At 61.9% G+C, this 24,359-nt stretch carries 22 protein-coding genes and 2 pseudogenes; 10 read left to right on the forward strand and 14 right to left on the reverse strand.

Translation table 11 applies throughout. The annotated features are described in order from the left end of the window. Positions 1-62: 62 nt before the first annotated feature. Positions 63-338, reverse strand: a pseudogene (locus B348_RS0118285) (thiol:disulfide interchange protein DsbG); the annotation flags it as partial. Between the two features lie 80 nt (positions 339-418). On the opposite strand from B348_RS0118285, the pseudogene B348_RS0118290 reads away from it, so the two are divergent. The 3 genes and pseudogenes from B348_RS0118290 to B348_RS01000000130110 form a co-directional block, all read left to right on the forward strand. Continuing rightward, positions 419-903, forward strand: a pseudogene (locus tag B348_RS0118290) (hypothetical protein); the annotation flags it as partial. Between the two features lie 258 nt (positions 904-1,161). Next, positions 1,162-1,695 (forward strand): hypothetical protein, encoded by a 534-nt coding sequence (locus B348_RS0118295; protein WP_157356522.1) that lies wholly within the window; start codon positions 1,162-1,164, stop codon positions 1,693-1,695. A 96-nt stretch (positions 1,696-1,791) separates the two neighbouring features. After that, the gene (locus B348_RS01000000130110; RefSeq protein WP_157356523.1) at positions 1,792-3,876 is read left to right on the forward strand and encodes a hypothetical protein; all 2,085 of its coding nucleotides are present in this window, start codon (positions 1,792-1,794) and stop codon (positions 3,874-3,876) included. Between the two features lie 96 nt (positions 3,877-3,972). On the opposite strand, the gene dsbG is transcribed toward B348_RS01000000130110, so the two are convergent. Genes dsbG through dsbD form a run of 3 tightly spaced genes read right to left on the reverse strand, consistent with a single transcriptional unit; the run spans position 3,973 to position 7,285 of the window. Beyond that, on the reverse strand, positions 3,973-4,734 hold the full coding sequence (dsbG, locus tag B348_RS0118305) for a thiol:disulfide interchange protein DsbG (protein WP_017737524.1): 762 nt from the start codon (positions 4,732-4,734) through the stop codon (positions 3,973-3,975). Then, positions 4,710-5,555 carry a TlpA disulfide reductase family protein gene (locus tag B348_RS0118310; protein ID WP_017737525.1) on the reverse strand — a complete coding sequence of 282 codons (846 nt, stop codon included), beginning with the start codon at positions 5,553-5,555 and terminating at the stop codon, positions 4,710-4,712. Before B348_RS0118310 ends, dsbG begins: the two co-directional genes overlap by 25 nt. Then, positions 5,555-7,285, reverse strand: a complete 1,731-nt coding sequence (gene dsbD / locus B348_RS0118315; protein WP_017737526.1) for a protein-disulfide reductase DsbD — start codon at positions 7,283-7,285, stop codon at positions 5,555-5,557. The genes B348_RS0118310 and dsbD overlap by 1 nt, the downstream gene beginning before the upstream one ends. Before the next feature lie 175 nt (positions 7,286-7,460). On the opposite strand from dsbD, the gene B348_RS0118320 reads away from it, so the two are divergent. The 5 genes from B348_RS0118320 to B348_RS0118340 all read left to right on the forward strand — a co-directional run bounded on the left by B348_RS0118320 (position 7,461) and on the right by B348_RS0118340 (position 12,237). Continuing rightward, positions 7,461-8,141 (forward strand): response regulator, encoded by a 681-nt coding sequence (locus B348_RS0118320; protein ID WP_017737527.1) that lies wholly within the window; start codon positions 7,461-7,463, stop codon positions 8,139-8,141. Next, positions 8,138-9,460 (forward strand): ATP-binding protein, encoded by a 1,323-nt coding sequence (locus B348_RS0118325; protein ID WP_017737528.1) that lies wholly within the window; start codon positions 8,138-8,140, stop codon positions 9,458-9,460. The genes B348_RS0118320 and B348_RS0118325 overlap by 4 nt, the downstream gene beginning before the upstream one ends. 122 nt (positions 9,461-9,582) lie before the next feature. Beyond that, positions 9,583-10,350 carry an N-acetylmuramoyl-L-alanine amidase gene (locus B348_RS0118330; protein WP_017737529.1) on the forward strand — a complete coding sequence of 256 codons (768 nt, stop codon included), beginning with the start codon at positions 9,583-9,585 and terminating at the stop codon, positions 10,348-10,350. A gap of 185 nt (positions 10,351-10,535) precedes the next feature. Next, on the forward strand, positions 10,536-11,930 hold the full coding sequence (locus B348_RS0118335) for an aspartate aminotransferase family protein (protein WP_017737530.1): 1,395 nt from the start codon (positions 10,536-10,538) through the stop codon (positions 11,928-11,930). A gap of 82 nt (positions 11,931-12,012) precedes the next feature. Then, complete coding sequence (locus B348_RS0118340) at positions 12,013-12,237, forward strand: MbtH family protein (protein ID WP_017737531.1); 225 nt, start codon at positions 12,013-12,015, stop codon at positions 12,235-12,237. Positions 12,238-12,361: 124 nt separating this feature from the next. Here B348_RS0118340 and B348_RS0118345 read toward each other — a convergent pair whose 3' ends face one another. The 7 genes from B348_RS0118345 to minC all read right to left on the reverse strand — a co-directional run bounded on the left by B348_RS0118345 (position 12,362) and on the right by minC (position 19,190). Further along, entirely contained in the window at positions 12,362-14,530 is a 2,169-nt protein-coding gene (locus B348_RS0118345; protein WP_026136877.1) for a mechanosensitive ion channel family protein, read from the reverse strand. Positions 14,531-14,582: 52 nt separating this feature from the next. Next, positions 14,583-14,759, reverse strand: coding sequence for a hypothetical protein (locus tag B348_RS1000000131785; protein ID WP_010208820.1), 177 nt, complete (start codon positions 14,757-14,759; stop codon positions 14,583-14,585). A gap of 191 nt (positions 14,760-14,950) precedes the next feature. Next, positions 14,951-16,240: a M18 family aminopeptidase gene (locus tag B348_RS0118355; protein ID WP_017737533.1), complete on the reverse strand. Its 1,290-nt coding sequence runs from the start codon at positions 16,238-16,240 to the stop codon at positions 14,951-14,953. A gap of 209 nt (positions 16,241-16,449) precedes the next feature. Further along, complete coding sequence (locus B348_RS0118360) at positions 16,450-17,085, reverse strand: RluA family pseudouridine synthase (RefSeq protein ID WP_017737534.1); 636 nt, start codon at positions 17,083-17,085, stop codon at positions 16,450-16,452. Positions 17,086-17,181: 96 nt separating this feature from the next. Next, positions 17,182-17,436, reverse strand: a complete 255-nt coding sequence (gene minE / locus B348_RS0118365) for a cell division topological specificity factor MinE (protein ID WP_003175252.1) — start codon at positions 17,434-17,436, stop codon at positions 17,182-17,184. Positions 17,437-17,439: 3 nt separating this feature from the next. Next, positions 17,440-18,252 (reverse strand): septum site-determining protein MinD, encoded by an 813-nt coding sequence (minD, locus tag B348_RS0118370; RefSeq protein ID WP_017737535.1) that lies wholly within the window; start codon positions 18,250-18,252, stop codon positions 17,440-17,442. A gap of 200 nt (positions 18,253-18,452) precedes the next feature. Beyond that, positions 18,453-19,190, reverse strand: coding sequence for a septum site-determining protein MinC (gene minC, locus B348_RS0118375; protein WP_026136878.1), 738 nt, complete (start codon positions 19,188-19,190; stop codon positions 18,453-18,455). Between the two features lie 119 nt (positions 19,191-19,309). Here minC and B348_RS0118380 point away from each other — a divergent pair, with 119 nt between their 5' ends. Continuing rightward, on the forward strand, positions 19,310-20,245 hold the full coding sequence (locus B348_RS0118380; protein WP_017737537.1) for a lipid A biosynthesis lauroyl acyltransferase: 936 nt from the start codon (positions 19,310-19,312) through the stop codon (positions 20,243-20,245). Between the two features lie 141 nt (positions 20,246-20,386). After that, positions 20,387-21,529, forward strand: a complete 1,143-nt coding sequence (locus B348_RS0118385) for a patatin-like phospholipase family protein (protein ID WP_017737538.1) — start codon at positions 20,387-20,389, stop codon at positions 21,527-21,529. Between the two features lie 114 nt (positions 21,530-21,643). On the opposite strand, the gene B348_RS0118390 is transcribed toward B348_RS0118385, so the two are convergent. Genes B348_RS0118390 through B348_RS0118395 form a run of 3 tightly spaced genes read right to left on the reverse strand, consistent with a single transcriptional unit; the run spans position 21,644 to position 24,213 of the window. After that, the gene (locus B348_RS0118390) at positions 21,644-22,429 is read right to left on the reverse strand and encodes an outer membrane protein OmpK (protein WP_026136879.1); all 786 of its coding nucleotides are present in this window, start codon (positions 22,427-22,429) and stop codon (positions 21,644-21,646) included. Beyond that, positions 22,426-22,821: a hypothetical protein gene (locus B348_RS1000000131590; RefSeq protein ID WP_157356524.1), complete on the reverse strand. Its 396-nt coding sequence runs from the start codon at positions 22,819-22,821 to the stop codon at positions 22,426-22,428. The genes B348_RS0118390 and B348_RS1000000131590 overlap by 4 nt, the downstream gene beginning before the upstream one ends. A gap of 45 nt (positions 22,822-22,866) precedes the next feature. Beyond that, positions 22,867-24,213 carry a nucleobase:cation symporter-2 family protein gene (locus B348_RS0118395; RefSeq protein WP_017737540.1) on the reverse strand — a complete coding sequence of 449 codons (1,347 nt, stop codon included), beginning with the start codon at positions 24,211-24,213 and terminating at the stop codon, positions 22,867-22,869. Positions 24,214-24,359: the final 146 nt, after the last annotated feature.

The following is a 24,359-nucleotide window of genomic DNA, read 5'->3' on the forward strand; positions in this document are numbered from 1 at the left end:
CACTTGTAGCCAGTGCAGGGCCTCCGAGAGTTGGAGGCCTTGTATTTCGCCTGTGGGAAAACTTATTTCGGCCCCATGATCTTGCCTAGTTTCTCCGACGACGGCGCCCCTTGCTGTTGCTGCAACCCACCCTTGTCATCCAGATAGAAAATCGCCGGCGTCGCCGACAGTTCCAGCTCATCCATCGGCTTCATATTCCCATCGAGCTTGGCCTCGATATTCGCCGGGATCTTCGCCAGCGCCTGCAACTTGCTGCCCTTGACCCGCGGGCGCGCCTGCTGAACATGTTGCTGTAAGGGCAGTTGGGGTCGCTGGTTGCCTGGACCGGCAGTGGACTTATGACGAGCTGAACCGCCGCAGTAACAGCCTGGGTCACGCGTTGATCGAAGCCGGCGTGGGGCTGGATCAAGCGGTGGCGTTGCTGCGCTACCCGCAGATTGGCTTGGTCAACGCCTATGGCCCGGCGGAATGCTCCGATGACGTGGCGTTCTTCCGCGTCGATTGGTACACCGACCGACAACAATCGCTTGTACCTGCTCGATGGCGCACTGGAGTTGGTGCCGCAAGGCGCGGTCGGTGAATTGTGCGTGGCCGTTACGGGCGTCGGGCGAGCGTCTCCATCGCACCGGCAACCTCGTGCGTCGGCGCAGTGATGGTGTGCAGGAATACGTCGGGCGAATCGACCATCAGGTGAAGATACGCGGCTACCGCATCGAACTGGGGGAAATCGAAGCGCGTCTGCATGAACAGGCTGAAGTGCGCGATGTGCCGCTGCGGGCGATGTTTGAATGCAGCACGGTGGCGGAGCTGGCCGGGTATATCGAGGGGTTGGCGGCGAATGAGATCAGCGCGGAGAAGGTGGATCGGTTGAGTGATTTGATGGCGGAGTTGGAGGGCTTTTAATCTTCATGGTCTGGGCAGGCCTCATCGCGGGCAAGCCCGCTCCCACAGGTTGACCGCATTCCAATGTGGGAGCGGGCTTGCCCGCGATGGCGTCAGTCCAGGCGCCGCCATTTCCGTTGGTCAGGTATCGCCCGGGTCTGCGTCGGAACTGTCAATTCTGACAGTAGGCAGCCACACCCCAGAAGGATTAGATAATCCTGTTTATCGGCCCACAAGTGCGGGCCAGCGGGTTATCTATTCTTGAAAGGGAGCATCATCATGGCTAAACCGAAAACACCCAAAAAGCCCGCTGGGGCTGCTTCGGCACCTGCCTTGCCGCCTGTGTCCAAGGGCGCGGCGCCGGTCAAGGTCCCCGTGGTGCGTGCTCAACTCCCGCTGCCGCAGGTCCGAAACGCGACGGCCAACAGCACGTTGCCGCCGATGAGTTCCACGGCGGGTACGGATGTGATCATCACTGCCGCCATCGCCGCAGGTGCGCACATCCAGGTGTCCTGGGCGATCAAGGGCCAGGAGGCCAATCCGGTATTCACCGCGCCCGCGCAAGGCACTGGCAGCGCCGGTGTCCAGGTGCCGGTGCCGGCCTGGGTGATTGGTTTGTGCATCGGCCATACGGTGACTATTTGGTATGAAAGTGGCAATGATCAGTCGCTGAAGTTGGAGTTGACGGTCGAAGTGATCGATCCCGACAACATGCCGGCGCCCACATTCCTGGACCTGGCGTTCTTCCAGGGTTCCTGGTGGCTGGACATGGCCAAGTTTCCTGGCAATGCCCACGTGCAATTGTGCGGTTAGCCGTTCATTGCCGCCGGGCAGCGGTTGTGGGTCGAGGCCGTTGGCAACGAGCACCTGACGCCTCGGCGTTTTCATTGGGTTCTTGAAGACCATGTGGTGACCTCCGAAGAGGCACAGCAAGGCTTCTGCTTCCTGTTGGAGATTCTGCGCGAGTGGTTGGCTGCAAACGAAGATTGGTCGTCGGTAACGCTGCATTCTGGCGTCATATTCGATGGTGCGCATGGCACCGCGCCGGAAGACCCCAGCATTTCCCACATCCCGGCCAATGCCCATGAAATCCCGCGCGCTACCGCGAACCTGCGGCTGGGCGAGCCGGAACTGAAACTGTTGCAGCCCACGCTGCGTGAAGCGGCGTATGTCGAGGGGAAGGGCTGGTTAGTCAACCCGACGAATACCGTTGACGGGGCGCATATCGATGTGACGTATGACGGTATGCAACGCGGAGATCATGTGTGCGTGAAATTCAAAGGGACACCGGGCCTGGGGACGCCGGCGCCGGTCTGTCAGGACGTGAAGGATGGTGAGACCAAACTTGTATTCTCTGTGCCGGCGTCGGCGATCAGTGCCAACTTCGGCCTCCCGGTTGAAATCTCGTATACCGTCTTGCGCGGCCGGTTGTGGCCGTCGCCGACGTTGATGGTTCAAGTCCTTGAACCTGCCGGCTTGAGTGGTATCGACGTCGAGGAAAAAACCGGCGGCAAGTTGTGCCTCAACAACTTCTCGGGGCACGCCACTGCGACGGTCGCCATCTGGGATTACATTGCGCCGGGACAGACCTGCTGGATGTGGATCGTTGGCCAACGTGAGGACGGCAGCCTGGTTCACTGGGATATCCTGGTCGCCGAGCCCATCAAGCCCGAGTGGGTGAGCGGCGGGGTCAACGCGCTACTGGCGCGCGAAGAACTGGAACAGCTGGCCGACTGCGTGGTTTTCGAACTTCATTTCGCTGTGAACTTCCAAGGTTTGGCAGAACTGGCTGGTGCCATTGCGTTCCGGCCGTTGCAACTGCAAATGGTCCAGGCCGACCTGGTGCTTTTGGCTCCCCAAGTGCTTCAGGCGGTGGGGAACCACCTGACGGTATGGAACGGTCGAGAGGGCGTGACCGTACGGGTGGGATATAACGGTATGAGCCCTCATCACCGCATCGAGTTGTGTTGGGAGCAGGCGGGCGAGTGCCTGGTGCTGGAGCCAAAACCGGGGAATATCACGCCGGGGTACGTGGACTTCCGGATCCCGCGCGAGGCGGTGATTCACGGCATCGGCAAGACTGTGCCGATCCGCTACAGCGTTACCAGCCGGTGCAAGCAGCAGACTTCGGCTGATTTGGAGTTGGGGATTAGTAAGCCAGTGCGCTTGCCAACACCAGTGGTGCCTCAAGCGACACCGCCAGCGACTCAAGGTGGATTCCTGGATTTGACGACCTTTCCGGGGGACGCCACTATCACCGTCCTGTCTTGGTGGTTTGCTTTGGCAGGGCAGCGATATTGGCTGAAGTGCACGGGCACCAGGAAGGATGGAAGTGCCCACACGTTCTATGCCGCGCAAAGCCGGTCGCTCACATCTGATGAAGTCGACAACGGGTTGGCAGTGACGTTGAGCCGCGACGTGCTTGAGATGTTGAGGCATGGCTCGAGTCTGGCGGTAACCTGTATCGTGACGGCAGACGGTAGTGGGCAGGAAAGTGCAGGGATCGAATTCCCTGCGCTGAACCTGATCATCAAGCGCCCTCTGATCTGCGAGATAGAACGTTTCGAGTCACTGCCGCTGGGTACTTTTAGTGCAGGCGGCAGTTTCCAGACGTCATTGATGAAGGTCAGCTTTCAATCGGGGTCGGGGATAGCGGGTATTGTCAGGTATGCCAATAATGATTTTGTGTCAGGCAATCATTTTGGAGTATGCATCAATAATGCAGCTCAGAACCCGCCCCAACTGTTCCGGGTTGATTTCAACCATTTACTGGAGTCTTTCAAGTTCGGTTGGGGCTGGATGCATGAGCCCGCAACGGTGACCGTCTACGGCGAAGACGGTAGTGTTATTAGCGTGCTCGACTATCCTCAAGGTTTGGCAGGGGGGTTCTGGGTTGATTATCAGGCAGCGTCGGGACCGGTGATTGCCTGGATAACAATTCTTACCCAGGACTACTCATTTATCGATAACTTCAAAATATGTCATCGCGATTGAATGGTTGGTGTTGATTTAGCTTCAGTGACTGGCGATTCGTTGGTGGCCTTTAAAGAATGCCCGCTTTTGCGGGCATTCTTTTGGCAGATACGGGCACTATTTCGGTCCGAGTATCTTCACCAACTTCTCCGGCGACGGCGCCCCTTGCTGTTGCTGCAACCCACCCTTGTCATCCAGATAGAAAATCGCCGGCGTCGCCGACAACTCCAGTTCATCCATCAACTTCATATTCCCATCCAGCTTGGCCTCGATATTCGCCGGGATCTTTGCCAGCGCCTGCAACTTGCTGCCCTTGCCGGCGGCTTCGTGTTCTTCCAGGGCCTTTTGCGGGTCTTTGGCGGCGAACAGCGCGGCGGATTTGGCCGCGCTGTCTTCGCGGATGATGCCGACCATGATGTGGCGCAACTGCACCTTGCCGGCCTTGACCCATGGCCGCGCCTGTTCCCAAAACATGTTGCAGTACGGGCAGTTGGGGTCGCTGAACAGATAGACGATGCGCGGCGCGTTGACGTCGCCGTCCTGGATCCAGCTGCTTTTTTCCATCTTGGCCCAGACTTCCTTGGCCATGGGCGCGTACACCAGTTTTTCCAGGGGCGCGCTGCTCAGGTCGTTGCCTTGGGCGTCGTACAGGTTGCCGGCGAGCACGTTTTTGCCGTCGGCGGTCAGGTACAGGGCCATGCCGCGGTTCTGGTATTGCGCGGCGTAGCCGGTGAGGCCGCTGGGGGCGTCGAACTTGCCGAGGATCTTGGCGCCCTTGGCTTCGATCTGTTTGATCGGCGCCGGCCAGTCTTCGGCCTGGGCCAGGGTGGCCGCGAGCGTCAGCGGCAGCAGGGTCAGCAGGTGGCGGAGGCTTGGCATGTGGGTTTCCTTTGTGGGGCGGTGTCGAAGGGTTCCATGGCACGGGCCAGGCTGGCTTGGGACAGTTCACCGAGGTGGCTGTTGAGCAGGCGTCCGTCGGCGCTGTAGAACAGCGTAGTCGGCAAGGCCATCGAGCCCACGGCCTGGCCGAGGCGGCCGCTGGCGTCGAAGAGCACGTTGTCGAGGGTCAGGCCCTGGGTGGCGAGGTAGGTGCTGACGCTTTGCATGCTTTCGGCCTGGTTGACGAACAGGAAGGTCACGTCGGGGCGTTGGCGCTGCGCGCGTTCCAGCACCGGCATTTCCCGGCGGCACGGCGGGCACCAGGTGGCCCACAGGTTGATCACCAGCGGGCCGCCCTTGTAATCGGCCAGTTGCACCGTTTCGCCGCTGGCGTTGCGCAGGGTGATGTCCGGCAGTTGTGCGCCCTTGTCGTACAGGCTCAGGGACAAACTGGTCAGCCCCCAGAACACCAGGCCACTGATCACACCGGCGCCCAGCGGCGTGCGCAGGGCCGGACGGTGCCAGCCGTACGCCAGCGCGCCGAGGACCAGGGCGATAATGCCGGGCCAGGCGAGGAATCCACCGTCACGCAGATCCACCATCAGCAGCGGGTCGTGGCTGTAGTCGTTCCAGTACATCAGCACAAAACTGAGCCGCGCCACCAGCATGCCCAGCAGGAACAGGCTGAACAGCACCGATTCCGGGTTCTCACCGCCACGCTTGGCCACGCGCCAACCCACCAGGGTGGCGAGAATCAGCGCGCTGATCAGCAGGAGGTGATTCAGGGCGATGGCGAAGGTGCCGATGGTCAGGGTCAACATCAGAGGGCGTCTCGGGTTTGCGTCCAGCGTTGCAGGAAGGCGGCGGCATCCACTTCGCCGGTGATGCGTTGGGCGCGGCGTTCTTCACCGTCCGGGCCGATCCACACGAAGCTCGGCGGGCCGGGCACTTTGTAGCGGCCGAGCAGTTCGCGGCTGGCGGCGTTGTCGGCGGTGACGTCCAGGCGCAGCAGGCGCACGTCTTTCAGCGCGGCCATTACTTCGGGTTTGCCGAATACCTGTTTTTCCATGATCTTGCAGGACACGCACCAGTCGGCGTAGTAGTCCACCAGCACCCACTGGCCCTGGGCCTTGGCGCTGTCGAGTTGGCTTTGCAGCACGGCCGGGTCGCTGATGGTCATGAACGCGTCGTGGGCGCTGGGTGCAGCCGCCACCGGCGAGCCGCCATAGACCTTCAGCGGTTGCCACAGGTCATCGCTGCCACCGGCGGCGCCCACCACCAGCACTGTGCCCCACAGGCCCAGGACCAGGGAGCCGGCGCCGAACACCTTGGCGGCCAGGCCGTATTCGCGGGCCAGGGTCCAGCCGCAGTAGGCCATGACCAGCGCCAATGCGCCCCACAGGCCGAGCCACAGGCTGGCATCGATCACCGGGCGGATCATCAGCACGGCGCTGCCGAGGAACAGGAAGCCGAAGATGCCCTTGACCAGGTTCATCCAGCTGCCGGACTTGGGCAGCACACCGTTGCCCAGGGTGACGAGCAACAGCAGCGGTACACCAATGCCGATGCCGAGGGTGAACAGCGCGAGGCCACCGAACACCACGTCGCCGGTCTGGCCGATATACAGCAGCAGGCCCGCCAGGGGCGCCGTCATGCAGGGACCCACCACCAGGGCGGAGAGGGCGCCGAGGATGCCGGCCCCGACCATGCTGCCGCCGCTTTGCTGGCGGCTGAGGTTGTCCAGGCGATCCCGCAGGAAGGCCGGCAGTTGCAGCTCGAAGAAGCCGAACATGGGCAGCGCCAGCAATACAAACAGCGTCGCGATGGAACCAAGCACCCAGGGTTGCTGCAGCCACGCCTGCAAGTTGGCGCCGAGCAGGGCCGCCACCACGCCCAGTGCGGCATACACCAGGGCCATGCACACCACGTAGCTGCCGGCGAGGGCAAAGCCGCGTCGCGGGCTGGCACCACTGCCTACCACCAGGCCGGCAAGAATCGGCAACATGGGCAACGAGCAGGGCATGAACGCCAGGCCCAGGCCGAGCGCGAAAATAGCCAGCAAGCTCCAGAACAGGTTCCGTTCACTGAGGAATCGGGCGATTTTCTGGTCGTCGGCCGTACCGCTACTCACCGCTGGCGTGGCCGGCCCACCCAGGTCCACCGTTATCGATTGCGGCGGGTAGCACAGGCCCGCATCGGCGCAGCCTTGCCAGCCCAGCTTGACCTTGCCGGTGACACCGGCGGGAATTTTCACTTCCAGGCCCTGGCGATACACTTGCTGTTCGCCGAAGAACTCATCGCTATGGGCTTCACCTTGCGGCAGCACAGGCTTCTCGGCCAGGCCGTCGAACTTCATGCGCTGCTGGTACAGGTAGTAACCGTCGGCAATCTGCCAATACAGCTGGGTCTCACCGCTTTCCAGGCGCTCGGAGGTAAAGGTGAAGGCCTTGGCCACCGGGAGGAAGTCGGGTTTTGTCTCAAACGGATTGCCCGGCGCGGCCTGGGCGAACCCCGCGAACAACACCAGCAGAAAGATAAACAGATGCCGCATGGTCAAGCCTTAGTTCGATGCAAGTGAGGCACACAATGTGTGGCGTTGATTAACCGATGATTAACCGGCGCTATTCTAGAGTGTAGGGAATCGCTGAGCATGGATCTTTTAGCGGCATAATCTGCACTTAATCGGCTGCACGTTTAATCACGCCATCTTTCATGAAGGGTTCAGCATGCACGTACTGGTCTGCGAAGACGACGATCTGATCGCCAGCGGCATCGTGGCCGGCCTCACCGCCCAGGGTTTTACCGTGGAGCGCGTGGGCACGGCGGCGGCTGCACGGGCCATGCTCAAGGCGGCGACGTTCGACATCATGGTGCTCGACCTCGGCTTGCCGGACGAAGATGGCCTCAAGTTGTTGCAGCAACTGCGCAGCCAGGGCCTGGAGATTCCGGTGCTGATCCTTACCGCACGGGATTCCGTGACCAACCGCGTCGACGGCCTGCAAGCCGGTGCCGACGACTACCTGCTCAAGCCCTTCGACCTGCGCGAACTGGCCGCGCGCCTGCAAACATTGTTACGGCGCATGGCCGGGCGCAGCGTCAACCTGATCGAGCATGGCCGCCTGGCCTACGACCCGAGCAGCCGCGAGACCTTTCTGGGCGGCGAGCCGGTGGACCTGTCCCGCCGCGAGCAGGCGTTGCTGCAAGCCCTGCTGCACAACAAGGGCCGCGTGCTGTCCAGCGAGCAGCTCAAGGACAGCGTCTACGGCTTCAATGACGAACTGGAAAGCAACGCGTTGAACGTGCATATCCACCACCTGCGCCGCAAGTTGGGCAACGGCATCGTCGAGACCGTGCGCGGCCTCGGCTACCGCCTGGGCCCGGCGGATGGCGGAGAGGATGCGTCGTGAAAAGCCTGCGCCTGCGCCTGACGTTCAAGCTGGGCGCCGCCTTTGTGTTGATCTGGGCCCTGGCGGCGGCCTGGATGCTCAACGACCTGCGCAACCAGATGATGTTCTCCCTCGACCAGCGTCTGGTGGCCTCGGCGCGCATGGTCGCCGGGTTGATGGAAGAGATGCCGGGCTTGGCCAGTTCCAGTGTGGGCAAGCATTTTGGCGCCAAGCCGCTGAATGTGCCGGGCGGCATGGCCTGCCAGGTCAGTTCGTTGCGCGGCGAAGTCCTGGCCCGCAGCCACACGACCCCGGACGAGGGCCTGGAGTCCATGCGCAGCGGCTTTCGTGACCAGGTCATTGACGGTGCGGCGTGGCGCAGTTTCACCTTGTCCCGTGGCGATCTGTTGATCACCACCGCTGACCGCCAGGTGGAGCGCGAGGCGTTGAACCTGTCGATCCTGCTCGCCGCTTCGGTGCCGGTGGGCGTGGCGATGCTCGGTTGCCTGTGCCTGTTGTGGCTGGGCATCGGCCAGAGCCTGGTGCCGCTCAACCGCATGCGTGATGCGCTGATGCGGCGCAGTGCCGACTCCCTGGAACCGTTGCAGATCCACCCGCTGCCCAGCGAACTCAAGCCATTGCTCGATACCCAGAACCAACTGTTCCAGCGTATCGCCAAGGCCATCGAACGCGAGCGCCGCCTCACCGGCGACGCGGCCCACGAACTGCGCAGCCCGCTCACGGCCATCAAGACCCACCTGCAAGTGGCCCGCATGACCGACGGCGCGGCCCGCGACCAATCCCTGGCCCATGCCGAGGAGGGCGCCGATCGCCTGCACCGTACCTTGGAGCAACTGTTGTTGCTGGCACGGGTGGAAGGCAGCCTGTCGTTTGACGACGGTTTGCAATCCAGCGCCGAGCAAGTCGCGCGACTGGCCATCCAGGACGCCAACGCCGGCGACAACGGGCGCATCGACCTGACCCTGACGGACAACCTCGTCGACACCCCGGTGGAAATGCCGGTGGGCCTGGCGGTCGCGGCCCTGCGCAACTTGCTGGATAACGCCTTGCGCCACACACCCGCCGATACACGCGTAGAGCTGAACGTATTCACCGATGCCGAGCAGGTGGTGTTCCGCGTGCGTGACCACGGCAAGCAGATCTCCAGCGAGGACCTGCAATACCTGACCCAGCGTTTCTGGCGCAATGGCAACAGCGAAGGCTGCGGCCTGGGCCTGGCGATCGTGCAGGCGATCGTGCAGCGCTGCTCTTGCTCGTTGAAGTTCGACAGCCGGGCCGATGGCTTGCGTGTCGAATTGGGCATGCCGCTGAGGCGCTGAGCTTTTCTTTCAAGTCCCAAATAATTACCGCCCGCCTGGCATTCAACCCTTCAGGATGGCGGTAATTTTTTTGCGCTTGAACGGGCTGAATGATTCGGCCTGGACTGAAAAGGACAGCTTTCATGTTGGTGATCGATACCAGTTTTCCCTCCAAGGATTTCAATCAACGCAACGGCGAGACCGTGCGCCAACTGATCCTGCATTACACCGCCGCGCCCTTTGGCTCATCCCTGCGCACCCTGACGCGCGATGGCGTGAGCGCGCACTATCTGGTGCCCGACCCGGATGAGCCCAGCTACCGCGCCGCCGGTTATGAGGAGTTGCGCGCATTCCGCCTGGTGGACGAAGGCCAGCGCGCCTGGCATGCCGGGGTCAGCCAGTGGGGCGGTCGGGACAACCTCAACAGCCGCGCGATTGGCATCGAAATCGTCAACCTGGCGCGGGATGACGGTGGCGTGTTCACTTTTCCTGCGTACGCTGAGGAACAGATCGATGTATTGATCGCGCTGGTGCGCGACATTCTTGGCCGTTATCCGCAGATCGGCCCGAGCGACATCCTCGGGCATTCGGACGTGGCGTACTGGCGCAAAAGTGATCCCGGCCCGCGCCTGCCGTGGCAGCGCCTGCATGAGGCGGGGATCGGCGCCTGGTTCGATGAGTCGACGCGGGCAATGTACCAGCGCCGGTTTTGCCTCGGCTTGCCGCCGGAGGTCGAGGTGGAGCGGGCGTTTCAGCGTTACGGCTATAAGCCTGCGCAGAACCGGCGGGCGTTTGAACAGCGCACGCGGGCGTTCCAGATGCACTTTCGGCCGCGGGATTATGGCGGGTTCCTGGATGCGCAGACCTGCGCGATCTTGTATGCCCTGAACGAAAAGTACCGCAGCCTCTGACCGCATACACGTCGCTTGTGCCGAACCCGGTCCAAATGTGGGAGCAGGCAAGCCAGCTCCCACAGTTTGGATTTGTGTCTGCCTGGGGGATGTCATTGCCCACTCTGGCTTTTTAGCGACCACAGGCCTAAATCCTCCCCCCGCTGGTGCGTTTCCAGAACAGGAATCAGATGAGGGATCGAGTAATGTCCGTCGCTATCAGCCATATCGAAGACACCCCGCTTCACGAAACGCTCTACCAGTTCGACGATTCTCCGTTGCTGGCCCGCCAGCGCCAGCAGGAATCCAACGCCCGCAGTTACCCGCGGCGCATTCCCCTGGCGCTCAAGCGGGCCAAGGGCATCTACGTTGAAGACGTGGAAGGCCGCAGTTTCATCGACTGCCTGGCCGGCGCCGGCACCCTGGCGCTGGGGCATAACCACCCGGTGGTGATTGCGGCGATCCAGCAAGTGTTGAGCGACGAGTTGCCGTTGCACACCCTGGACCTGACCACGCCGGTCAAGGACCAGTTTGTGCAGGACCTGTTCGGCCTGCTGCCGCCAGAGCTGGCGCAGCAAGCGAAAATCCAGTTCTGCGGGCCCACCGGTACGGATGCGGTGGAAGCCGCGTTGAAGCTGGTGCGCACGGCCACCGGACGCAGCACGGTGCTGTCGTTCCAGGGCGGCTACCACGGCATGAGCCAGGGCGCCTTGAGCCTGATGGGCAGCCTGGGGCCGAAAAAGCCCTTGGGTGCGTTGCTCAGCAATGGCGTGCAATTCCTGCCATACCCTTACGACTACCGTTGTCCGTTCGGCCTGGGTGGCGCGGAGGGGGTGCGGGTCAACCTGCATTACCTGGAAAACCTGCTGAACGACCCGGAAGCCGGGGTATTGCTGCCAGCGGCGGTGATTGTCGAAGTGGTGCAGGGCGAGGGCGGCGTGATCCCGGCCGATCTCGACTGGCTGCGCGGCCTGCGCCGCATCACCGAGAGCGCCGGCGTGGCGTTGATCGTCGATGAAATCCAGAGTGGTTTTGGTCGCACCGGCAAAATGTTCGCCTTTGAACACGCCGGCATCATCCCGGATGTGGTGGTGATGTCCAAGGCCATCGGCGGCAGCCTGCCGCTGGCGGTGGTGGTGTACCGCGACTGGCTCGACACCTGGCTGCCGGGCGCGCATGCCGGGACGTTCCGGGGTAATCAGATGGCCATGGCGGCAGGTTCGGCGGTGATGCGCTACCTCAAGGAGCACGACCTGGCCGGCCATGCCGCCGCCATGGGTGAGCGCCTGGGTGAACACCTGCGCATCCTGCAACGCGACTTTCCGCAGTTGGGGGATATTCGCGGGCGTGGGCTGATGCTGGGTGTGGAGTTGGTCGACCCGCAAGGCGCCGTCGATAGCCAGGGCCACCCGCCGGTGCATCGCCAACTGGCACCGCTGGTGCAACGCGAATGCCTCAAGCGCGGCCTGATCCTGGAGCTGGGCGGGCGCCATGGCAGTGTGGTGCGCTTCCTGCCGCCACTGGTGATCACCGCTGTTGAAGTGGACCGGGTGGCCGAAATCTTCGGCCGCGCCTTGGGCGCAGCGGTCACCAGCCTCTAATTTTTCTGCGGCTCTGTACGTTTCTACAGATATCAGCGCTGCGCGTGGTGCGCAGCCAGCCTTTTAGCGATGGAGAACAGCAATGACCTCAGTATTTGACCGCGACGACATCCTGTTTCAGGTAGTGGTCAACCATGAAGAGCAGTATTCCATCTGGCCCGATTACAAAGCCGTGCCGGAAGGCTGGCGCACCGTGGGCAAGAGCGGCTTGAAGAAAGAGTGCCTGGCCTATATCGAAGAGACTTGGACCGATATGCGCCCGTTGAGCCTGCGCCAGAAAATGGATGGTGCTGCGATCGCAGGCTGAGTGACGCCGCAGATCAAATGTGGGAGCTGGCTTGCCTGCGATAGCGGTGGGCCAGCCCCACATTTCTTACTGATAGACCGCTATCGCAGGCAAGCCAGCTCCCACATTAAGATTGCGTTGCCTGTTAGGTATTTTTCTCTTTCTCCAGCCCGCCCGACGCCCCCGTCACCACCTGCACACTCAAGCGCGGCGTAGCCAGATCCAACCCCGCTTCATCCAGATGCCGCTTCAGCGACAGGTTGAACGCCCGCGACACTTCCCACTGCTTGATCGGCGCCGTCTTGAACCGTGCGCGCAGGATCGCGCTGCCCGACTCAAAACTCTCCACCCCCTGAATCTCCAATGGCGACCAGATATTGCGGCGTTGCAGCGGGTCGTTGCGCATCTTCTGGCCGACATCGCGCATCAGCTTGATCGCGTCGTCGATTTCCATGTTGTACGGGATCGCCACCCGGAAGATCGCGTAGCCGAACTCCCGCGAGTAGTTCTTGATGCTCTTGATTTCGCTGAACGGAATGGTGTGCACGATGCCGTCGATATCGCGCAGGCGCACGGTGCGGATGGTCAGGCCCTCGACGGTGCCGAGGTGGCCGCCGACGTCCACGTAGTCGTCGATGGCCAGGGAGTCTTCGATGATGATGAACAGGCCGGTGATCAAGTCCGCCACCAGCGACTGGGCGCCAAAGCCGATGGCCAGGCCGATCACACCGGCACCGGCCAGCAGCGGCGTGACGTTCATGCCCATGTTCGCCAGGGCGACGATGGCGGCGATGATGAAGATGGTCACGAACAGCACGTTGCGGATCAGCGGCATCATGGTCTGCGCGCGCGCATTCGCCAGGCCTTTGCGCGAGCGGGTGAGGGCGTGGTGGATCGCGGTGTCGCTGAGGATCCAGATCAGCCACGCAAACAGCAACGTGCCGGCCAGGCCGAACAGCTTGACGCTGATTTCATGGCCGTCGCCTTCGGTAAAGCGAATCAGCGACAGGCCCCACACCCGCAGGCCCAGTTCGATAAACACCAGCCACACCACCAAGTGGGCCAGGGTGTAGACAAAGCTTTTCAGGCGTTCGGAATACAGCGCATGACGCTTGTGCCCGCGTTGAGGCTTGAGCGCGTGACGCCGGACCAGCCCGTTGATCACCATGCACAACACCAGCAACACCGTGCACAACAGCGATTGGCGCAACGCGGTGCTGGTGTCGCCGGCGGAGACAAAGGTGGCGAACAGCGAGATGCCCACCAGCAGCAAGGCCGGGATGTACCAGAAGGAACCGATGATCTCGATGGTGTCGCTCAGGGCGCGGCGCGTAAGGCGGCGCGACAGCGGCTGGTTGCGGATCAGGTGGGCAATCGGCCGGCGGAAACGCAGGATAAACACGCCGGTGGACAACGCCGCCATCACATTGGCAACGGTGGCCGCCGTGTGGGACAGGTGCTGGCCCAGGGCCTGGACCAGCCGTGGGTCGCTCAAGGCTTCGCCGAAGGCGGCAAAGCTGCCGATCCACCACAACGGGCGGAAGGCCTGGTGGCGCAGGATATACAGGGCACGATGGCGGTGCGGGCCGTCGAGTACCGAAAACGCAATCACGCAGATCGCCGAGAAACAGGTGCCGACCACCAGCGCATAGGCCAGCACCATCGCCAGGGATTTGCCCAGGGACGACGGCAGCACGTAGCTCAGGTACACCGTGATCACCAACGCGATCAGCCATGGCCCCAGTTTGCGCAGGGCGAAGCGCACCATGTCCCAGGTGCGTGGGTGTTGCGGCAGCTCTTCGGGCAGGCCGAAACGCTCGCGCACGCGGTGGCTGAGCCAGATCAGCGCATAGGCCAGCAGGCTCCACACCGCCAGGATCAAGGCAAAGCCGAAAATGATCGGCAGCCATTCGTTGGCCGGCAGCAGCAGGGCGCTGAATTCATCCTTGGCTTGCTCGAATTCATCGGACCAGCGCCCCAGCGGGCTGTCGGCCCCGGAAAACTGCGCTTCCAGATTGGCCAGCGTGCCGCCGATCAACCCCAGCACGCCTTCTTCGGCGGCGGGCTGGGCTTTTTGCGTGGCGGCGCGCAGTTTTTTCAGATCGCTCAGCAGCTGGGTGCGCTGCTGGTCGTTTTCCAGGGTCTTGATCACCTCGTCCAGCGACTGGCCGAGCGGCACTTCGGCCTGGGGCTGGGCTTTGTTGCCGCTGCCGAGCAAGCCGGGGAGGCCCACGGCGTGGGCAGGCGCGAGCGGCAGCAAGGTGAGCAGGGCGATGAGCAGGTAGCAGGGCAGGGCAAGCAGGCGGGAGAACACTAGGCGGTCAACCTTGAACACGACGGGTTGACCGAGTGTACGAGGGCAGGGGTCATTCGGCCAGTTTGGCGAGGATTTTGTACACCACGGTGCCGAGGATCAGCAGCATGCCGATCCACATGCCGAACACGCCAAGGGGCTTGTCGCGAAAGTTGAAGCCCACGGCCAGCATGATCATGCCGATCAGGATCGGGATAAGCATGGCGTGGAAGGAGGACATGGAGATCATGGTGCGACGGCCTTGTCGGAGTGGGAATACTGACAAGTCTAGGTCGGATTGCGGGAAATGGTGTTGATGTGTGTCAGATAGCCTTGGGGTGTTCGGGAGATCGCCATCGCAGGCAAGCCAGCTCCCACATTTGAATGTGTAAACAAATCAAATGTGGGAGCTGGCTTGCCTGCGATGGCCGCGCCGCGGTCTCAGGGCAAATCGCGACTGGCGTAGAACGCCCCCAGCACCTTCACCAGATGCGCCAGGTCATGGCTGCCGCACAGCTCGCGAATGGAGTGCATGGCAAACGTCGGCAAGCCGATATCCACGGTGCGCACGCCCAGGTGGCTGGCGGTGATCGGGCCGATGGTCGAGCCGCAGCCCATGTCGCTGCGCACCACGAAGCTCTGCACCGGCACTTCCTCAGCCATGCACAGGTGGCGGAAGAACCCGGCGGTTTCGCTGTTGGTGGCGTAGCGCTGGTTGCTGTTGACCTTGATCACAGGGCCGGCGTTGAGCTTGGGGCCGTGGTTGGCGTCGTGCTTCTCGGCGTAGTTCGGGTGCACGCCGTGGGCGTTGTCCGCAGAGACCAACAGGGATTTCTGAATGGTGCGTACGAATTCATCCCCTTCCGGCAGCAGGCGGCGCAGGGTCTGTTCCAGCATCGGACCATCGGCGCCACAGGCCGAGCAGGAGCCGACCTCTTCGTGGTCGTTGCACACCAGCACGCAGGTTTCATCGGTTTCGCTGGTGAGCAAGGCTTGCAGGCCGGCGTAGCACGACAACAGGTTGTCGAGGCGCGCGCCGGCGATGAAGTCGCCATTGAGGCCGATCACCGCCGCGCTTTGCGTGTCGTAGAAGCTCAGCTCGTAGTCGAGCACCACGTCGGCGTTCAGCCCGTGTTCCCGCGCCAACTGCTCGGTGAGCACGGCGCGGAAGTCCACGCGCTCGTCGCCGGCAAATTGCGCGAGGATCGGTGGCAGCTCGGTCTGGGCGTTGATCGCCCAACCCTGGTTGGCTTCACGGTTCAGGTGGATGGCCAGGTTGGGGATGATGGCGATGGGCAGTTTGAAGTCGATCAGCTGGCTTTCGACCTTGCCGTCGCGGCGGAAGGTCACGCGGCCGGCCAGGGACAGGTCGCGGTCAAACCACGGTGCCAGCAACGCGCCGCCGTAGACTTCGACACCCAGCTGCCAGAAACCCTGGCGTTGCAGCTCGGGCTGGGGCTTGACCCGCAGGCACGGGCTGTCGGTGTGGGCGCCGACCAGGCGGATACCGCCCTGCAACGGCGAGTGACGGCCGAGCTTGAAGGCGATGATCGAGGAGTCGTTGCGGGTCACGTAATAGCGCCCGTTGGCCTCGGTGGCCCAGGTTTCGCGCTCGTCGAGACGCTGGTAACCCGCGGCTTCCAGGCGCTGGGCCAGGGCAGCAGTGGCATGAAAAGGAGTAGGGGAGGCCTTGAGGAAGTCGATCAGGCCTTGATTCAACGCTTCGCGCATAAATAGCTCCAGACAGCAATGCGCGGAGTTTACCGTATTGGCTCGGAATTTGGCGCGAAGCTGCCTTCTCGAACACAACACAAAAACCATGGTGGGAGCTGGCTTGTGTGGGAGCTGGCTTGCCTGCGATGCAAGCGACTCGGTTTTCAGTTAGATCGAGGTGATGCTATCGCAGGCAAGCCAGCTCCCACAGTTGACCGGATTTCACTTCAAAAAGGCGCAGGGCACTCGAAGCGCAAACGCTCGCCGCTTTGCGGGTGGGTGAAGCTGAGCATGCTCGCGTGCAGGCACAGGCGCGGCCAGGCGGCCAGGGCTTGTTCGTGGGCGTACAGGCCGTCGCCCAACAGCGGGTGGCCGATGGAAAGCATGTGCACGCGCAATTGGTGCGAGCGCCCGGTAATCGGTGTCAGCTCCACGCGGCACCAGTCGCCGCAACGCTCCAGCACTTTCCAGAAGGTCAGCGCGTGTTTGCCGAATTCGTGGTCCACCACATGGCGCGGCTTGGTGGGCGGGTCGTAGCGCAGGGGCAGGTCGATGCTGCCGCTGTCCAGTTCCGGTTGGCCCCAGGCCAGGGCGGTGTAGGCTTTTTCGGTTTCACGGTCGTGAAACTGGCGGGACAGTTCGCGGTGCGTGTCGGCATCGCGGGCCAGCAGGATGATCCCTGAGGTTTCCCAGTCCAGGCGATGGACGATGCGGGCTTCGGGGTAGCCGTTTTCCTGCAGGCGGGTGATCAGGCAGTCCTTGTTGTCGTCGGCGCGGCCAGGCACCGAGAGCAGCAGGGTCGGCTTGTTCACCACCAGGACAGCGTCGTCCTGATGAATGATGTGGATATTGGACAGCGGCATTAAACAGCCTCGTAACAAACGCCAACGGCGGCTCGCCCATCCGTCGCCCAAACAGGGATCAGGATGAACGAGCCGCCGTGGCGGCCGCCTGTTCGATCAACGATCAGGCAGGGTGATATTGAGTTCCAGAATCGAGCAGCTGCCGTCGTTTTCCAGGGCGACATGCACGTCATCGTTGCCGATATTGACGTACTTGCGGATCACCTCGACCAGTTCCTTCTGCAAGGCTGGCAGGTAGTCCGGCGTACTGCGTTGGCCGCGTTCGTGCGCCACGATGATCTGTAGACGCTCTTTCGCTACCGACGCGGTACTTGGCTTTTTGTTGGCGCGAAAGAAGTCGAGAAATTTCATTGTTTAGTTGCCTCCAAAGATACGCTCGAAGAATCCCTTCTTCTTTACATCGAGGAAGCGATGTTCCACGGTCTTGCCGAGCAAGCGATCAACCGCATCGCTGTACGCCTGGCCGGCGTCGCTCTGGTCATCGAGAATCACCGGCACGCCCTGGTTGGATGCCTTCAGCACGGCCTGGGATTCCGGGATCACGCCCAGCAGGGTCACTGCGAGGATGTCCTTCACGTCTTCAACACCGAGCATTTCGCCGTTGCTGACGCGCTCAGGGTTGTAACGGGTCAGGAGCAGGTGTTCCTTGATCGGGTCTTCACCCTTTTCGGCGCGCTGGGACTTGCTGGCCAGCAGGCCGAGCATGCGGTCCGAGTCACGTACCGAGGACACTTCCGGGTTGGTCACGACGATGGCTTCATCGGCGAAGTACATCGCCAGGTGAGCACCGGTCTCGATGCCGGCCGGGGAGTCGCACACCACGTATTCGAAGGTTTCCTTCAGTTCAGCGAGGACTTTGCCTACGCCTTCCTTGGTCAACGCATCTTTGTCGCGGGTCTGGCTGGCAGCCAATACGTACAGGTTCTCAAGGCGCTTGTCCTTGATCAGGGCCTGTTGCAGGTTGGCTTCGCCGTTGACCACGTTGACGAAGTCGTACACCACGCGGCGTTCGCAGCCCATGATCAGGTCGAGGTTACGCAAACCGACGTCGAAGTCGACGATGACTGTCTTGTGGCCGCGCAGAGCGAGGCCGGTACCGATAGCGGCGCTGGTGGTGGTCTTACCCACACCACCCTTGCCGGATGTAACCACGAGAATCTTGGCCAAGGTGTTTCACCCCTAAGGAAAAAGGACTTTTCAGTCCCTGAAAAACATCTCTTGGAACTCGCCGCAGGCGGACAGCCTTTGTAGGGAAAAGACGGGTTTGCGCAGAAAAAACGCCAACCTTCAGATGTTCCTACACAAGTAATGCCAGTTTCGCTGTGCTATCAGAGTCTAGAGATGCTTGGAAAATGCGGCAGTATCCGTTAAAGACGGATGATGTTCAACACATCGCCCGACAGGCTGACTTGTACCCCGGCCCCCCACAGCGGATCACGGCGCAAATCTTCGGAAACCTTGTAACGGCCTGCGATGGACACTAGCTCAGCGGTCAATTGCTGGCAAAAAATCCGCGCCTTGGTATCACCCTTGATGCCGGCCAGGGCACGGCCACGCATCGGGCCGTATACATGGATGTTGCCATCGGCGAGAAGTTCCGCCCCTGGGCTGACCGAGGAGATCACTACAAGGTCGCTACCCTCGGCGTAAATTTGCTGCCCGCCGCGTACGGGCGAGGTGATGATCTTTGTAGGCTTGATCGTCGGTGCCGGCGGTTTTTCCGGTTTTTTCTTCTCTTCAGCGACCAATGGTTCGATTGGTCGCTCCCGCGCGCCGGACGGCGGCAGTACTGGCAGTTCAATGGCGATGGCCGCGGCAATGTCTTCGATACGGCTGGCACGAATCGCCAGGGTGCGCAGGCCATGGGAGCGGCACACGCGCATCAGGCCGGGCAGGTCGATCAGGCCCTGGCCAGCCGGGAGTTTGTCCAGGGCCAGTACCAGCGGGGCATTGTTGAAAAAGTTCGGCGCCAGGGCGACCTTGGCGGCGAGCTGGCGGTCCAGGGCGTCGAGGTCGTTGCGGGCCAGTTCCAGCACGGTGATGGCGAGCATGCTGCCTTTCAGCTGGAACACGGGATCTTGGTCTAGCGGTTCGGTTTGGCTCATGGTCGGCATAAAGCGGCTTGTCACGAAAAGTGTCGAGACTTATAACGAGAACATCCACTGGCCGCAAGCCGAGTCGAACCGTTGTAGAATGCGCGGCCCTGTCTTTACCGGAATCTGTAATGGATCGCCCGCGTTTTCGAGCTGTATTTTTTCACCCGCGTTTCTGGCTGTTATGGCTGGGGCTCGGCCTGCTGTGGCTGGTCACCCAGTTGCCCTACCGTGCGCTGTTGACCATTGGTCGCCTGCTGGGTGCGGGGATGTACCGTGTGGCCGGCGAACGCCGCCGCATCGCCGCGCGAAACCTGGAACTGTGCTTCCCGGAAAAATCCGCGAAAGAGCGTAAACATTTGCTTAAAGAAAACTTTGCCTCCACCGGCATCGCGTTCTTTGAGATGGCCATGAGCTGGTGGTGGTCGCGCCAGCGCCTGGCGCGCCTGGCCCATGTCGAAGGGCTGGAACACCTCAAGCAGGCCCAACTGGATGGCAAGGGCGTGATCCTCATGGCCCTGCACTTCACCACCCTGGAAATCGGAGCGGCGTTGCTGGGGCAGAAGCACACCATCGATGGCATGTACCGCGAACACGGCAACCCGTTGTTCGACTATATCCAGCGCCGTGGCCGCGAGCGCCACAACCTCGACTCCCTGGCCATCGAGCGCGAAGACGTGCGCGGCATGCTCAAGCTGCTACGCGCCGGCCGTGCGATCTGGTATGCGCCGGACCAGGACTACGGCGCCAAGCAGAGCATCTTCGTGCCGCTGTTCGGCATCCAGGCCGCCACGGTGCCGGCCACCAGCAAATTCGCCAAGTTGGGCAAGGCACTGGTGGTGCCGTTCACCCAGGAGCGCCTGGCGGACGGCAATGGTTACCGGCTGGTGATCCATCCGCCGTTGACCGACTTCCCGGGCGAAAGTGATGAGGCCGACTGCCTGCGCATCAACCAGTGGGTCGAAGCCTCGGTACGCCAATGCCCCGAGCAGTACCTGTGGACCCACCGCCGCTTCAAGAGCCGGCCACCGGGTGAGCCCAAGCTGTACGAAAAACGCCGCCGATAAAACAGACGAACACTTGTGGCGAGGGAGTTTGCTCCCGCTGGAGTGCGAAGCGCTCCCCAGATTTTGGGGCCGCTACGCAGCCCAGCGGGAGCAAGCTCCCTCGCCCAAAAGACCGACCTTTCCCCCACATGGAGTGACGCGATGCGCCCAGCTGAACCGGTTACAGGCTTGATTCTTTCCGGCGGTGGGGCGCGAGCGGCGTATCAAGTGGGGGTGTTGGCGGCGATTGCCGAGCTATTGCCGCCAGGGGCGCCGAACCCGTTTCCGGTGATCGTCGGCACCTCGGCCGGCGCGATCAATGCCGTCAGCCTGGCCAGCGGTGCCACGGATTTCACTGCGGCGATCCAGCGCCTTACGGCCTTCTGGCAGGGCTTTCGCAGTCATCTGGTGCTACGCAGTGATTGGCCGGGGGTGATTCGCCAGGCGAGTCGCTTCTTTATTCACAGTTTGCTCGGGCTGGGCTCGCAAATGCCGGTGGCGCTGCTCAACAGCACACCGCTGAAGGCGTTGCTCAAGGACAAGCTGCACCTGGACGGCATCGACGAGGCCATCCGTAACAAGCACCTGCATGCGGTCGCGGTGACGGCCTTTGGCTATGAGTCCGGACAGGCGGTGACCTTCTACCAGGGCGGCGGCACCATCGACGCCTGGTTGCGCCATCGGCGTATCGGCGTACCGACGCAACTCTCCGTTGAGCACCTGCTGGCCAGCTCGGCGATCCCGTTGCTGTTCGCCCCGGTGAAACTCGACCACGAATACTTCGGTGATGGCGCCGTGCGGCAATCCGCGCCCATCAGCCCGGCCCTGCACCTGGGTGCCAGTCGGGTGCTGGTGGTGGGCGTCAGCGGCAACCCCCGTGGCAATGAGCCGGCTGTGCAGCGCACGTTCACCGGCCAGGAGCCGACCCTGGCGCAGATCGGCGGGCATATGCTCAACAGCACGTTCATTGACAGCCTGGAAAGTGATATCGAGTTGCTGGAACGCCTCAACCAGTTCAGCCATTTCCAGCCGGCCGACAGCGCGGCCCGTGGCCTGGCGCCGGTGGAAGTGCTGGTGATTGCGCCGAGCCAGCCCATCGACGAGATCGCGGCACGGCATCGCCAGGAATTGCCGGCGGCGTTGCGCCTGTTCTTGCGTGGGCCAGGGGCAACCAAGACGAGCGGGGCGGGGGTGTTGAGTTACTTGCTGTTCGAGGCGGGGTATTGCAGCGAGTTGATCGAGTTGGGGCGGCGGGATGCGTTGGCCAAGCGCGACGAAATCACCCGATTTCTCGGCCTTGAATAGATCTGAATGTGGGAGCTGGCTTGCCTGCGATAGCGGTGTGCCAGCCAACACATTTGGCACAGACAGATGGCTATCGCAGGCAAGCCAGCTCCCACAGGAGACTAGCAGCGCTCGTTAGAAGTGGTACTTGACCAGGAAGCTCGCCGTGTCCTGGTTGGTCTTGAATGCACCGGAATCTTCGATCCCGTACTTGTTCTTCCAGTAGTCGTATTCAAAACCGACATACAACTGCTTCGCGCCCCAGTTCATCGCCTTGCCCAGGTCATATTTGACCTGCGGGTTGAAGTGCAGGTTGGCGTGGTAAGTGCCACGGGCGTTCTTGTCGTTGTCCACCACCCAATCCATAAAGCCATCGATCAGGATGTCGGAGTTGCCCACTGGCAGGGTGTAGGCCCATACCGGGGTGATCTGCCAGACGCCATCGCCCGGGCGGTTGCCTTCGGTCTGGCGCTGGTAGAAGTTCAACTGGAAGTAGTCGAAGCCCGGCACGTTCAAGTCAAAGCCAGGGCCGAACAGGTACGACTCGTTGTCGCCTTCGCCGAACTCGTAAGTAAAGGCCAGCAGCACGTCCTTGATCGGGCCAAAGGACAGGTCTTGATTAAAGATCTTGCCGAACGACAGGCGTGGGCTGATTTCGCCGTAGTAAGTACTCGGGCCGACGTTGCCGTCTTCCTTGCCGTTGTAAAAGATGCGGTCGACAAACAGGAAGTTGTCGCCGTACTTCCAGGCATCGGCATGTTCGAACGTGACGGTTTGCTGGATCTGCGGGTTGACGGTGAAGTTCTTGCCCCACAAGTAGGTCAGGCTGTTGTTTTGCCATTGCAGCAGGTCACCGGCCACGGCTTGGCCACCGGTCAGCAGGGATCCCGCCAGCATCAGGCCTTTGAACATAGGTTTCATTCGGTTGCTCCCGAGTTAAAGTTTTGTGGTTTTTCTTCTACGCAGGCGCTCTGGTGTGGCGCCTTTTGGTTCGCTGCAAAAATCGTCTGTTCGGTCAGCTTTAATGCTTTTAGCAAGAGCTGCGCCAAGGTGTTTAAAAAGCCAAAAAATCCCCGTCGGCTGCATGAGATGCAGTCGAATTCAGAGGACGTTTGCGCACTTTGGCAGCAGACATTAGGCCGGGATAAGTTGGCCTTGCAGTCAGCTTTTACATTCGCTGTTTTTTTTTGAGTCGATTCGAGCGGGCGCGGAGAATACTGGCTCCAAAGCCTTGGCTCAAGTGCGCTGTTAAAGAGCGCGTGGGGCGAGAATGGGGCACGGCTTGTGGCCGGCCCCGGGTGAATGGCGTGCATGTCGGTGTTCCCTGTCTGTTTTTGTTTTTGTAATGAACGAAGGAATCAATGCGAGTGGGCGACTTCCGGGCGTTCCGCGCCGCCGAGGATGTTGAACAGCACATTCAGCGACAACGCGCTGAGGGTGGCCATGGCGATGCCACTGTGGGTAATCGGGCTCATCCACAGCGGCAGTTGCGCGAAGAACTCCGGGCGTACTACCGGGATCAGGCCCATGCCGATACTTACCGCCACCAGCAACTGGTTGCGGCGGTCGGCGATGTCGGCTTCCTGGAGGATCTTGATTCCGGTCGCGGCCACCATGCCGAACATGGCAATCGCCGCACCGCCGAGCACTGCCGGCGGAATCGACGCCACCAGGTACGCGGCTTTCGGCAGCAGGCTGAGCACGATCAGGAACGCGCCAGCCATGATCGTCACCGAACGGCAACGCACGCCGGTCATCTGCACCAGGCCGATATTTTGCGCAAAGGACGAGTGGGTAAAGGTGTTGAAGAACCCGGCCACAAACGAGGCGCCGGCATCACACAACAGGCCACGGCGGAGCATTTTCGGGGTGACGTCCTGGCCGGTGATCTTGCCCAGGGCGAGAAACATCCCGGTGGACTCGACAAAGATGATCACCACCACCAGGCACATCGACAGGATGGGCGCCAACTCGAATTTGGGCATGCCGAAGTGCAACGGTGTCACCACCTGCACCCACGGCGCCTGGGCCAGGCCGCTGAGGTCGACCATGCCGAGCAGGCCGCACAGCACGTAGCCCAGGCCCATGCCGATCAGCACCGAGATGTTCACCCAGAAACCGCGCATGAAACGGTTGATCAGCAGGATGGTGCCCAGTACCAGCGCGGCAATCGCCAGGTAGATCGGCGAGCCGAAGGTGGCCGCTGCGCTGCCGCCGCCGGCCCAGTTTACGGCCACTGGAAACAGCGACAGGCCGATGGCCGTAATCACGGTGCCGGTGACCAGGGGCGGGAAGAAGCGCACCACCTTGGACATGAACGGCGCGATGATCATGCCGAAGAACCCGGCGGCGATGGTCGCGCCGAAGATCCCCTGCAAGCCGATACCGGGCATGCCGGCCATGGCCACCATGCTGCCGACGGCGGCGAAACTGGCGCCCATCATCACTGGCATGCGAATGCCCACCGGGCCGATGCCGAATGACTGCACCATGGTGGCGATACCGGCCACCAGCAGGTCGGCGTTGATCAGAAAAGCGATTTCTTCACGGCTCAGGCCGGCGGCCTGGCCAATGATCAGGGGCACGGCGACGGCGCCGCCGTACATCAGCAAGACGTGTTGCAGGCCTACCAGAATCAGTTGCAAGAGGGGCAGCCGCACCATGGCGGGTGCGGCAGGAATCTGCGGTTCGGCTAACTCGGTCATGCAACACCTCGGATCTTTTTTATTGTTGTGTTGTTTGGCATTCAATTGCCGGGTGGAACTCAATCTACAAACTTGCACGGTGCCAACTGTGGGAGTTGGCTTATGTGGGAGCTGGCTTGCCTGCGATGCAGGCACCTCGGTCTTTC

Source organism: Pseudomonas sp. CBZ-4 (genome assembly GCF_000346755.1).
GTDB lineage: Bacteria > Pseudomonadota > Gammaproteobacteria > Pseudomonadales > Pseudomonadaceae > Aquipseudomonas.